Below are 11893 nucleotides of genomic sequence, written 5' to 3' on the forward strand. Positions count from 1 at the left end.
GCGCGCACACGCTCTGGATCAGTCATTGTTTCGGATCACCTTGCCTGCTTAGATCGCGGAGCCGAGCCCGACCTGGCGCTCGGGGTGCAGTATCCGGGTTTCGGTTGGAGCGATTGCCATGAACAAGATTGTTCTCACGCTGCTTGCGTCCGCCGCGCTCTGCGCTTCATTGCCGCTGCGAGCCAATGCTGAACTCGATGTCGCCGCGCTGAAGGGCGCAATCGAGAAATCGGTCGAGGCCGACTATCCGAAACTCGACGCGCTCTACAAGGATCTTCACGCCCATCCCGAGATCGCTTTTCAGGAGGAGAAGACCGCGGCCAAACTGGCTGCCGAGATGCGGGCGGTGGGCTTCGAGGTGACGGAGCACGTCGGCAAGACCGGGCTGGTCGCGATCTACAGGAACGGCGAGGGCCCCACCATCATGGTGCGCACCGAGCTCGATGCGCTGCCGATGGAAGAGAAGACCGGCCTTCCCTATGCCAGCCACGACAAGACCACCTGGCAGGGACGGGAAACCTTCGTGGCCCACAGCTGCGGCCACGACATCCACATGGCGAGCTGGGTGGGCGCAGCCAAGACGCTGGTTGGCCTGAAGGACCAATGGCACGGCACGCTGATGTTCATCGCCCAGCCGGCTGAAGAGATCGTGGCGGGTGCCAAGGCGATGCTGGCGGATGGTCTGTTCACGAGGTTTCCAAAGCCGAATTTCGGCTTCGCCTTGCACGATGGCCCGTTCGCCTACGGAACAGTGCGCTATCGCGTCGGGATCGGCTCGTCCGCCGCCGATGGCCTCTACATCAAATTCCGTGGCCGCGGTGGGCACGGTGCGGTACCGCAGGCGACGATCGATCCCGTGATGATGGCCGCGCGCTTTGTCGTCGATGTTCAGAGCGTGATCAGCCGCGAAAAGGACCCGACCGAATTCGGCGTGGTCAGCATCGGCGCAATTCACGGCGGCACCGCGTCAAATATCATTCCTGATGATGTGGTGCTGCTAGGCACCATTCGCACCTTCAAGCCCGAGGTGCGCGCCAAAATGCTTGCAGGCATCGAGCGGACGGCGAGGGCGGTCGCCGTCATGTCGAATGCGCCGGAGCCTGAGATCAACCTCGCCGAAGGGACCAAGGCCGTGATCAACGATCCCGACGTGGTCGGCACGGCGGAAAACGTGCTGAAGGCGGCGTTTGGCGACAGGTTCGCAACCTCGCCGCCCGGCACGCCCAGCGAGGATTATTCGGAATTCGTCAGCGCCGGTGTGCCGTCGATGTTCTTCAACATCGGTGTCTACGAGCCGGAGCGCGTCGCCGCGGCGCGGGCGGGCAGCGGCCCGCCATTGCCGACCAACCACTCGCCGCTTGTTCGCTCCGGTACCGGAGCCGACCATCAAGACCGGCGTCGAGGCCATGACGCTTGCCGTGTTGAGCGCGTTCGACCGGCAGGCGCGAGGAAATTAGCCACCTGCGGCCGGGCGCGCCCAGGAGATTCTGCTGCCGCTGCGACGCATGTTCTCGCCGTGCAAAAACTTGCAGATCGGTTGCTCAACTTGCTGGAGGAGTCCTGTGGCAGATCCCGTTCGCGCCCCTTTCTACCACGACGGAATGCGTGAGTTGCAGGACCGCTTCGACGGTCGTCGCGTCGCCGACGGCCTCGAGAAGCATCGCCTCCACTTCGAATTCTGGGAACAGGAGCGCAAGCTCATCGAGGAGACGCGGTTCTTTTTCATTGCGACGAGCTATCAGGACAATGTCGATTGTTCGATGCGTTGTGGCGATCCCGGCTTCGTCAAGATCACCGGGCCCGACACGCTTGAATACCCCGAGTATGACGGCAACAACATGTACCGCACACTCGGCAATATTTCACCGCAACCCGAACGTCGGGTTGCTGTTTGTGCGCCTCGACGGCAAGACGTTTCGCGCGCGCATCCGAGGCAAGGCAACGATCCACGACGGCGCGGAAACGCTTGCCCGGCATCATGGTGCGAAGCTTGTCGTCAGCGTCAAATGCGAAATCTTCCCAAATTGCCCGCGCTACATTCCGGACATGATGGGCGCGTCAGCGGATGTGGCGGCGAATCCGTTCGTTCCTCGGCCCGGCTACGAGCCGCCCGCACCGGAATGGAAGAGCCGGGATTACCTCAAAGACGTACTTTCGAAATACGATCCGCATCGGAAACGCGACGCATAGCGAGCAGGCGAGAACGGATCTTGCTCTGCGCCGCGCTTCGAGGGCAAAGCGGACGCGGCTTCCAATCTTGCGCGCCCCAAGCGGATATGGGATCGGCGGAGCAACGCCCGATCAAGGCAGCGGCGCCATATAGGGAATGCCGCCGACCAGAACGAAGACCTGAACCGCATTGCACAGCATGCCGCCCCAATGCAGCCGGCGGAGCCGCCGCACCGCGGTGGGATCGCCCAGGTCTCTCGCGTTCGCCTCGGCATCGAGCCGCCGCAGGAACCATCGGCGCGCCAGCACCGCGAACGCCGCGATCAAGGCGATGCCAAGCGCGACGGCCGGCCGGCCCGCCGCGGCAAAGGCGAGCGTCCCGATTACACCCGAGACCGTCAGCACCAGGAAATAGGCATTGAACATGCCGCGCAGCAGACGCGTGACGGGCGGGACGTCGAGCTTCACGAGCAGGAACGCGGGAGCCGCGAGCAGGAAGTAGCCCATCGGCACCAGCAGGATGATGGTGGAGAACAAGACCGCTTGATCCGGCGTCATGCAGCCGCGCCCTTCTTTTGATGACTAGAGGATTTCGGTGCAGAAACCTTAAGTAGTATCCGCATGAGAAATCCCCGGCACTATTGGGCTTTGGTCGGATGCGATCCCGTCGGGCCAGACATTGGCGAACGGACGCAAGGTCGCCCAGCCCCCATGTCCTGGGCACATTCGGCATCTTATTTGCGAATGCAGGACCCAGGCCGGAGGCATGCCACATCTGTTGGGTGGACCGCCTCTTGCATGCTAGACAAGTCTTACGTCCAACCTCTGAGGCCAGAATTCTCATGCCCATCGTCAACCGCGTCGCCGATCTGCAACCCGATATCCAGGCCTGGCGCCGCAACATCCATGAAAACCCCGAACTGCTGTATGACGTGCACCGCACTGCATCATTCGTGGCCGACCGGCTGCGGGAATTCGGCTGCGACGAGGTCGTGACCGGGCTCGGCAAAACCGGCGTGGTCGGGGTCATCAAGGGCAAGAAGGGGGCGGCCAAGGGCGACGTCAAGGTGATCGGCCTGCGCGCCGACATGGACGCGCTGCCGATCCACGAGGAAACCAACCTGCCTTACGCCTCGAAGACGCCGGGCAAGATGCACGCTTGCGGCCACGACGGCCACACCGCGATGCTGCTCGGCGCGGCGCGCTATCTCGCCGAGACGCGCAATTTCGCCGGCGATGCGGTCGTGATCTTCCAGCCGGCCGAGGAGGGTGGGGCCGGCGCGGCCGCCATGATCAAGGACGGCCTGATGGACCGCTTCGGCGTCCAGCAGGTTTACGGCATGCACAACGGTCCGGGGATTCCGATCGGCTCGTTCGCGATCCGCTCCGGTCCGATCATGGCGTCCACCGACGAGGTCAATATCAACATCGAGGGGCTCGGCGGCCACGCCGCGCGGCCGCACAAATGCATCGATTCGGTGATGGTCGGCGCGCAACTGATCACCGCGCTGCAGTCGATCGTGTCGCGCAGCGTCGATCCGCTCGATTCCGCCGTGATCTCGATCTGCGAATTCCACGCCGGCAATGCCCGCAACGTGATTCCGCAGACCGCGGTATTGCGTGGCACCGTCCGCACCCTGACCCCGGAGGTCCGGCAATTGATCGAGAAGCGCATCGGCGAAGTGGTCAAAGGCGTGGCTCAATTGACCGGCGCCCGGATCGATCTCGACTACAAGCGCGGCTATCCCGTGACCGTCAACCACGCGTCGCAGACCGAATTCGCGACCCGGATCGCCAAGGAAGTGGCCGGCGACGGCAACGTGCATCCGATGCCGCCGCTGATGGGTGGCGAGGATTTTTCGTACATGCTGGAAGCGCGGCCCGGCGCCTTCATCTTCTGCGGCAACGGCGACAGCGCCGGCCTGCATCACCCCGCCTACAATTTCAATGACGAGGCGATCGTCTACGGCACCTCATATTTCGTGAAGATCGTGGAGGACGCGCTGGCGGCGTGATCTTTGCTGTTGGTCGCTGCGCTACCTCTCAATCGTCATTGCATGCGACAAAACGCGAAGCATCTGCGCCAGGGAGCGCGGCGACCAAGCAATTCATGCTTCAGCGAGCGAAGAGATGGATTGCTTCGCGGAGCCTGTCATCGGGCGCGCGTTCGCGCGACCCGTTGGCTCGCAATGACGAGCCAGTGCGCGTATTCATGAGTTCTCATGATGTCCGCTTCGCTCCGCTAACGGCCACGTTGTGCAGCAGCAGCAAATGACGCGAGGGGCCAGAAGGCGACGTCGCTGACGCGCCACATGTCGCCGGCGACGTCTTCGAGTGAGCTGCCTAGCCGTGAAGTTGCGAGTTGAGGCCGTCCCAATTTGCTGTGCGTCTGGTTGCCTCGAGAGCGCCGCTCTGGGAATTGCGACGAAACAGAAGGCCCTTCTGGCCTGAGAGTTCTTTGGCTTTCAGCACTCGGCCATCTTCCAAAAGGATGCGCGCGCCTGCCGTGACATAACAGCCCGCCTCGACGATACAATCGTCACCCAATGAAATGCCGATACCAGCGTTGGCGCCGATCAGGCAGCGTTCACCAACTGTAATCCGCTCTTTCCCGCCTCCGGACAGAGTGCCCATGATCGACGCTCCGCCACCAACGTCGCTGCCGCTTCCCACAACCACACCGGCACTTATCCGGCCTTCGACCATGCAGGGACCGAGCGTACCTGCATTAAAATTGCAAAAGCCTTCATGCATGACGGTCGTGCCCGGCGCCAAGTAGGCTCCGAGCCTTACGCGATCCGCATCTGCAATTCTCACGTCCGCAGGCGTTACATAGTCAGTCATGCGTGGAAACTTATCCACGCCTGTCACCTCAAACGCGAGCGCACGCGTTCGTGCTATCAGTCGTGCGTCCGGTACACGAGAGCATTCACAGGGACCGAGGGTCGTCCAGGCAACGTTGGGCAACTGACTGAAAATTCCATCAAGGTTCAGGCAATTCGGCTGAACGAGCCGGTGGCTCAGTAGATGGAGTCGAAGATATGCGTCGTGCACGTCAGTTGGCGCAGATGCAAGGGAGCCAATTTCCGTACGGATTGGAACGATGTCGACATTGCGGACGTCGTCGTGTCGCGCATATCCGTCTGCCGACCCACCCAACGATCTGTTGATCTCGTCCTTCGTCAGTCGTACCGTTGCCGCGTTGCCGGCCTCCGCGACCAGGCGCAGCTGAAGAAACCAGGAATCCAACACGCGACCGTCAGCGGCAATCGTCGCAAATCCCTCGCCGCTCGCGCCCCTCAGCTCTATCGCCATTTGCATTGCTCTCACCACGACCCTGCACATAGTGCATACGCGAGTTCTCCTGGAATTGGCAACTTCTGCACGCTCAAACACGTCCGCTTTGGGCCATTTTCGACGGATTGAGCGGGGAGTCGATGGGTGATGTCCGCTTCTGCCCGGGGCCGGGCCGAGAGCGTTGCGTCCTACCGGATCCCCGCGATTCAAACTCCCAAGCAACGGGTCGAGAGGCTCTTCAACGGGATCGAACAATGTCTGGTAGCGACGCGCTACGGCAGGCTTGCCGCCGACTACCTTGCCTTCGTTCAACGCGCGTCAATCAGGCCATGGCTGCAGCTTAATGAGTCCGCGTCCTGGATGACCTCACGCATCCCATCGCACCGGCAGCTTCAAAAAAACCGGTCCGCGGAACACCCAGCCGTGGACGACAGGCGGCGCCTCCGCGCGGAGGCGCAAATTGCGCAAGCGCGCGAACAGCATCGGCACCACGATCTTGCCGACCGTGAGCCGCGACACCCAGGTGCCGGCACAGAAATGCGGTCCGGCGCCGAACGCCAGATGCGATTGCTTCGGTCGCGTCACGTCAAAACGATCGGGCTCGGCGAAGCGATTGCCGTCGCGGTTCGCCGCGCCGACGCAGAGCCCGATCTGAAGGCCCTCGGACAGCATGGTGCCGGAAAGATCGACATCGCGCGTGACGCGGCGCGGATACATGCCGATCGGCGAGATCCAGCGCACCGCTTCCTCGAGCGCAGCGGGCCATAGTTCCGGCTGCGCCAGCACGCTGTCCTTCTGCGCCGGGTTTTGCAGGAGACCGAGCACGAGGGTCAGGATCGCATCGCGCGGCTCGTTCAGTCCGCCGCCGATGATCACCTTGATGTTGGCGCGGATGCCCTCGATCGGCATCGGCGGATCGGCGTTGACCATCGAGGACAGGATCGAGGGATTGGGGTGGCTCCGGTGATCGTCGAGCACCGCGTCGATCGCGGCGTCGACATCGGCGCTCGCCTGCATCGCCTTGCGCTCGATCCCGGCATCGGCTGTGTAATTGCCCGCGCCGTCGATCAGCGCCTGCGACCAGTCGGCCAGGATCTGCCACGGCATCGCGCGAAAGCCGATCATCGTCATCAGACTGCGCGAAGCCATCGGCGCGGCGAGCGCTGAGAACAGATCGGCCTCATCGGCAGCGGACAGGTCATCGATCAGCTCTTGCGCGATCGCGGTGAATTTCGGCGCCCAATACTCCTTGATCATGGCCGGGCGGAACGAGGGCTCGATCGCCTTGCGGCCGATCGCGTGCTCGGCGCCGTCCTTGCGCATGAAGGTCGGCCCCATCACCTTGTTGACCAGCGAGGTGGGATTGCCGGCCGAGTAGGTCGCGGGGTCGCGCTCGATCCGCACGATGTCGTCGAATCGCGTCACCAGCGTCAGCCTCGCGGGTTCGACGAACACCGCCGGCGCCAACTCGCGCAGGCGGCGGAAGATCGGATAGGGGTCGTCGAGTAGATCCTGATATGCGATGTCGGTGACGACGGGCACAGTGCTGGTCATTGGTCCTCCCGGGGCGCTTTTTGCGAAGGCTAGCGCTTGAGGCCGTCATCGTTCAATTCGATTGGATCGATATCATCCATCGAAATATTCCATGACATCGTGCTAGGCTGGGCCGCCAGCAAGGCGGGAGGTGCAGCGTGGCGGCCAATTCCTCGATCGATCCGATCGACATCGGGACCTTGCGGACGCTTGTGCTGGTCTACGACCTGCAGTCGTTCTCGGCGGCTGCCAAGCGGCTCGACGTCAACCAGTCCACCATCAGCTACGCGGTCGAGCGGCTGCGCGGCGCGCTCGGTGATCCCTTGTTCGTCCGCAACGGCAATGGCGTGACGGCGACCGAGCGCTGCGCAGCGCTGGTCAGCTGGGCGCGGGACATGATCGGCGAGATCGATGGGCTCGCCTCACCGGTCGAATTCGATCCGGCGACGGCGCAGGGCAGCGTGACGATCTCCTGCAACTATCACGAACGCCAGACCCTGATCCCGCAATTCAGTGCGCGGCTACGTGCCGGCGCGCCGCGGGTCCGCCTCGTGCTGCTCGACGCCGCGGGCCATGGCGACGTCCATCTCAAGCAGAACCAGTGCGACATCGCGCTCGGTCCGGTCGGGGTCGTCGGCGAAAGCTTCTTCCGGCGCCATATCCTCACCGATCACTATGTCTGCGTGATGGATCCGGCCAATCCGCTGGCGCGCAGCCGGATCGCATTATCGGCCTACGCCAAGGCCGAACACGTCTTCATCACCCATAGCGGCGAGTGGCAGCCGCTTTATCTCGAGGCGCTCAAGGCGAGGGAGATCGAGATCGAGCCTTTGGTCAGCCTTCCGAACCACGACAGTCTGGAGCGCATCGTCGCCGGCACAAGGCTCGTTGCGACGATCCCGCACCACCTGGCGCGGGCGATACGCGGCGGCCTGCACGTCGCGTCGCTGCCGTTCCGGGTGCCGATCTCGATCGACATGTATTGGAGCGCCCGGACGGCCAAATCAGGCCTGCACAAATGGGCGCGCGGACTGCTGGCCGAGATCGCGAAAGCTTACGTTGCCTGAGCGCGCCGCGACCGTCAAAAAGCAAAGGGCCCGCACCAATGGCGCGGGCCTTTTGCCCGGCGCGTTGCCGCGCCGAAAGCGTGTCGGCATCAGAACACGTGGTAGAACACGTAGTACAGACAGCCCGAGATGATCATCGCGGCGGGCAGGGTCAGCATCCAGGCCATCGCGATATTGCGGATCGTCGACCATTGCAGGCCGGAGCCGTTGGCGGCCATGGTGCCCGCGATCCCTGACGACAGCACGTGCGTGGTCGAGACCGGCAGGCCGTAGCCGTCGGCCGCCGCGATCGTCGCGGGCCGCCGTGATCTCGGCGCAGGCGCCCTGCGCGTAGGTCAGGTGGGTCTTGCCGATCTTCTCGCCGACCGTGACGACGATGCGCTTCCAGCCGACCATGGTGCCGAGGCCGAGCGCAATGGCGACGGCGAACTTCACCCAGCTCGGGATGAACTTTGTCGCGCCATCGAGCGAGCCCTTGTACTCGTTCAGCGTGGCGACGTCGGCGGCGGTCAGTTCGGCTTCCTTGTCCTTCATCAGGAAGCGGATCGCCTCGGACGCCAGGTACATGTCGTTACGGGTGTTGCCGACCGCATCAGCCGGGAACTTGGCGAGCGAGCCATACTGGGCAACCTGCTGGCCGATGTCGCGCACCAGCACCGCGAGCGACGGATAGGTGCCTTCGTTGATCTGGTGCTGCGCGACATAGTTGGTCACGGCCGGGCGGGGATTGCCGATCACATTGTAACCGGCGGCCTTGCCTTCGATGACCTTGCTGGCCGAGGTCGAGTGCGCGGCGAACTGCTCGATCTGGCTCGCGGGCAAGGCGCGGTTCAGCGCGTAGGCGGTCGGCACGGTGCCGATCAGGATCAGCATGATCAGGCCCATGCCCTTCTGACCGTCGTTCGAGCCGTGGAAGAAGCTGACCAGCGTGCAGGTCAGAATCAGGATGCCCCGGATCCACCACGGCGGCGGCTGGTTGCCGACCGGCTCGCCGAACAGCGCCGGCGTCGCGCGCGCCAGCACGATCTTGAGGATGTAGAGCAGGCCGGCGGCGAGAGCGAAGCCGAACAGCGGCGACAGCAGCAGCGCCTTGGCGATGTTGGTCGCCTGCGACCAGTCAACACCGGAGGTGCCGTCGCGGCCGCGCAGCAGCGCGTTGGTGATGCCGACGCCCATGATCGAACCGATCAGGGTGTGCGAGCTCGATGCCGGCAGGCCGAGCCACCAGGTGCCGAGATTCCAGATGATGGCGGCGATCAGCAGCGCAAACACCATCGCAAAGCCGGCGCTGGAGCCGACCTGCAGGATCAGCTCGACCGGAAGCAGCGACACGATGCCGAACGCGACGGCGCCGCTCGAGAGCAGCACGCCGATCAGGTTGAAGATGCCCGACCAGACCACGGCGACATGCGCCGGCAGCGAGCGGGTGTAGATCACGGTGGCGACCGCGTTGGCGGTGTCGTGGAAGCCGTTGACGAATTCAAAGCCGAGCGCGATCAGCAGCGCGACGAACAGCAGGATGTACGGCAGGAACGAGGTGATGCGCGTACCGGTGGCGTCGACGTCGACATAGATGCTGTAGGCAACAAACAGCAGCGCGGCCGCAACCACGCCCAAATAGATAACGCCGGTCAGAGGATGAAAGCCCTTGTCGAGGTCCGGTCCCTTTTTCAGGGCGGGCTCGATCGAGCCGGGTAACGCCATATCGCTCATGGTAAACTCCTGTCCCAATGCCCCCGATTTTGATCGATGCATATGACAGGCAATTGAAATCCGGCCCGCGAAATGAGCCGGTCCACACCCATGACGGTGGACATCCCGCCGAATTGTTCTGCAACGCATTGAAGGTCCACGGGCCTTCGCGGCCTCGTGGCAATCTTCAGCAACAGACGATCACCGATCGCGCAATGATCGTGACTGAGGTCACCGTCCGGGTTTCGCGGAGCGAGACATTTGGAAGGTGAGGACGCCGGCAGCGAGACGTCGGGCCCGTGAAGCCACGCCACGGGAAATCGAGGTCACCGGAAAACCTGGCAACCAGGAATTCAAATAACCAGAAATCCAGCGCGTGCTGCGGACGAGTGAGTGAGGAGGGAGGATTGCGAGATGAGGTGGCGCGCCGCACGATTGGGGCTAGCAAACCGCGCAGCGCGCCCGCCTCAGGTACGTCATGGCGTGAACATGACGCCCGATACCTATGGAACATGTCACAGTACCACGGATCAATTAAAGGTTGTAGGTATTTGTCAGCGTCCAGAAACAATTTCACGTTGAAGTGTTGTCCCTGGTTCCGCCGGTTATGGCGCAACTCAGGCCGCGCGGGCCGGATTGCGCAACTGATCTGCGGCAATTTTCAGATCGTCGACAAAACGCTGATATTCCAGCGCTCTGGCTTTCTCGTCGGGCAGCCGCAACAGGTAGGACGGGTGTACGGTGACGAGCACCTTGGTTCCGTCGTGATCGATCAGGCGGCCGCGGTTCTTGTTGATCGGGGTGATCTTGCCGAGCACGCTCTGCGCTGCGGTAGCGCCGAGCGCCACCACGAGTTCCGGCCTGATGGCGTCAAGCTCGCGTGCGTACCACTGGCGGCAGGCGCGGATCTCCGGCGTGCCCGGCTTCTGGTGCAGCCGGATCTTGCCGCGCGGCACGAATTTGAAGTGCTTCACCGCGTTGGTGATGTAGACCCTGGCGCGCGCGATGCCGGCGTCCTCAAGCGCGCGATCGAGCATCTGCCCGGCCGGTCCGACAAAGGGATGGCCTGCGAGATCTTCCTTGTCGCCGGGCTGCTCGCCGACCAGCATCAGCGACGCGTCTTGCGGCCCTTCGCCGAACACGGTCTGGGTTGCGTCCTTCCATAGCGGGCAGGCGCGGCAATCGGCGGCCTCTTCGCGCAAGGCAGCGATCGTGTCGTGAGCTTGTTTGTCTTGGATCTGCTTGTCTTTGACTTGTTTGTCTCGGGCTTGCTTGCGGGCCATCGGCTCATCCTGCGGCTTCAGCGGCGCGGCCGCCTTGCGTGCAATGAAGGGGCCGCTGGTCATGCGCATGGCGTCTTCGATCAGCGGCTTAATGATCGAGTCCTCGGGCAGGTTCCTCCAATAGGCCTGCGGCATCTCCATCACTTTCAGCCGCGCGGGATTGAAGAGGCCGTTGTCATGACGCCGCCAGGCCTCCTCGAGCCGATCCTCGCTCGGCACCTCGGATTTGGCGATGCCCGGCGAGATCGAGATCGCGTGCCCGTCCCAATGCGCGCAGACGTCGGGAGTCAGGATCGACCACGGCATGTCGGCGAAGCGGCCGGCGAAGAAAGGTGCGGCGAGCTCGACGATGCGATGCTCCGGCTCGAACCAGGCGACGTAATGCGCCGTCCGCTCGCGGCCGATCTCGCGGAAGCGGAGCTGTGCGTGCATCCTGTCGATGTCGCCATAGACCGCGCGCGCCATCGCGTGGACCTCGGCGACGTCAGGATCATCAGTTGCGCTGAGCAGATCGTGATGGCTGCGAAGCCGCCACAGCAGGCGATAGAGCAGGGCGAAGCGCTCGTCATTGCGATGCAGGATCGCGGCCTTTGCAAGCTCGACGAATATGGCTGTCACGTTGAACCGCGCCTGTGGCGCATCGGGCAAGTCATTCACGCAGGAGGCTGACGACAGTTCGTCGTCCTTGCGTACGGTCCACGTGACCTCCGCAGGCTTCACATCATTCAGCGCCAATCGCCGCGCGGCCTTGCGCCAGCCCTCGAAATCGGTGTCATTGTCGAGCACGATGATACGCATGCGATTGCTCCGTTTCCGTCACGCCGCCATTTTTGGGGCCTGCGCGCCTGACTT

8 protein-coding genes and 2 pseudogenes are annotated in these 11893 nt (G+C 63.3%); 5 read left to right on the plus strand and 5 right to left on the minus strand.

Annotated features, from left to right (window positions below; translation table 11 throughout):
- Positions 1-118 precede the first annotated feature (118 nt).
- Both ACVWW1_RS44550 and ACVWW1_RS44555 read left to right on the plus strand, forming a co-directional pair.
- The gene (locus ACVWW1_RS44550) at positions 119-1609 is read left to right on the plus strand and encodes an amidohydrolase (protein ID WP_456660260.1); all 1491 of its coding nucleotides are present in this window, start codon (positions 119-121) and stop codon (positions 1607-1609) included.
- Positions 1610-1893: 284 nt separating this feature from the next.
- Positions 1894-2190, plus strand: a complete 297-nt coding sequence (locus ACVWW1_RS44555; RefSeq protein ID WP_456660261.1) for a hypothetical protein — start codon at positions 1894-1896, stop codon at positions 2188-2190.
- Between the two features lie 111 nt (positions 2191-2301).
- Here ACVWW1_RS44555 and ACVWW1_RS44560 read toward each other — a convergent pair whose 3' ends face one another.
- Positions 2302-2727 carry a hypothetical protein gene (locus ACVWW1_RS44560; protein WP_207836438.1) on the minus strand — a complete coding sequence of 142 codons (426 nt, stop codon included), beginning with the start codon at positions 2725-2727 and terminating at the stop codon, positions 2302-2304.
- Positions 2728-3011: 284 nt separating this feature from the next.
- On the opposite strand from ACVWW1_RS44560, the gene ACVWW1_RS44565 reads away from it, so the two are divergent.
- Positions 3012-4184: a M20 aminoacylase family protein gene (locus ACVWW1_RS44565; protein WP_092125137.1), complete on the plus strand. Its 1173-nt coding sequence runs from the start codon at positions 3012-3014 to the stop codon at positions 4182-4184.
- Positions 4185-4512: 328 nt separating this feature from the next.
- Here ACVWW1_RS44565 and dapD read toward each other — a convergent pair whose 3' ends face one another.
- On the minus strand, positions 4513-5490 hold the full coding sequence (gene dapD / locus ACVWW1_RS44570; RefSeq protein ID WP_456660262.1) for a 2,3,4,5-tetrahydropyridine-2,6-dicarboxylate N-succinyltransferase: 978 nt from the start codon (positions 5488-5490) through the stop codon (positions 4513-4515).
- Between the two features lie 195 nt (positions 5491-5685).
- On the opposite strand from dapD, the pseudogene ACVWW1_RS44575 reads away from it, so the two are divergent.
- A pseudogene (locus ACVWW1_RS44575) lies at positions 5686-5802 on the plus strand (IS5/IS1182 family transposase); the annotation flags it as partial.
- A gap of 30 nt (positions 5803-5832) precedes the next feature.
- On the opposite strand, the gene ACVWW1_RS44580 reads toward ACVWW1_RS44575, so the two are convergent.
- Positions 5833-7020, minus strand: coding sequence for a cytochrome P450 (locus ACVWW1_RS44580; protein ID WP_456660263.1), 1188 nt, complete (start codon positions 7018-7020; stop codon positions 5833-5835).
- Positions 7021-7157: 137 nt separating this feature from the next.
- Here ACVWW1_RS44580 and ACVWW1_RS44585 point away from each other — a divergent pair, with 137 nt between their 5' ends.
- A complete protein-coding gene (locus ACVWW1_RS44585) occupies positions 7158-8066 on the plus strand; it encodes a LysR family transcriptional regulator (RefSeq protein ID WP_456660264.1) in 909 nt (302 codons plus the stop codon).
- A gap of 89 nt (positions 8067-8155) precedes the next feature.
- Here the strand turns inward: ACVWW1_RS44585 and ACVWW1_RS44590 are convergent.
- Together ACVWW1_RS44590 and ACVWW1_RS44595 are read right to left on the minus strand one after the other, a co-directional pair.
- A pseudogene (locus ACVWW1_RS44590) lies at positions 8156-9779 on the minus strand (inorganic phosphate transporter).
- A gap of 596 nt (positions 9780-10375) precedes the next feature.
- Complete coding sequence (locus tag ACVWW1_RS44595) at positions 10376-11839, minus strand: UdgX family uracil-DNA binding protein (protein ID WP_456660265.1); 1464 nt, start codon at positions 11837-11839, stop codon at positions 10376-10378.
- Between the last annotated feature and the right edge of the window lie 54 nt (positions 11840-11893).

The sequence above is a fragment of the Bradyrhizobium sp. JR3.5 genome (assembly GCF_054057015.1).

Coding starts and splice junctions, on each gene's coding strand:
- ACVWW1_RS44550 (WP_456660260.1), top strand. CDS start 119: ATGAACAAGATTGTTCTCACGCTGCTTGCGTCCGCCGCGCTCTGCGCT.
- ACVWW1_RS44560 (WP_207836438.1), bottom strand. CDS start 2,727: ATGACGCCGGATCAAGCGGTCTTGTTCTCCACCATCATCCTGCTGGTG.
- ACVWW1_RS44565 (WP_092125137.1), top strand. CDS start 3,012: ATGCCCATCGTCAACCGCGTCGCCGATCTGCAACCCGATATCCAGGCC.
- dapD (WP_456660262.1), bottom strand. CDS start 5,490: ATGCAAATGGCGATAGAGCTGAGGGGCGCGAGCGGCGAGGGATTTGCG.
- ACVWW1_RS44580 (WP_456660263.1), bottom strand. CDS start 7,020: ATGACCAGCACTGTGCCCGTCGTCACCGACATCGCATATCAGGATCTA.
- ACVWW1_RS44595 (WP_456660265.1), bottom strand. CDS start 11,839: ATGCGTATCATCGTGCTCGACAATGACACCGATTTCGAGGGCTGGCGC.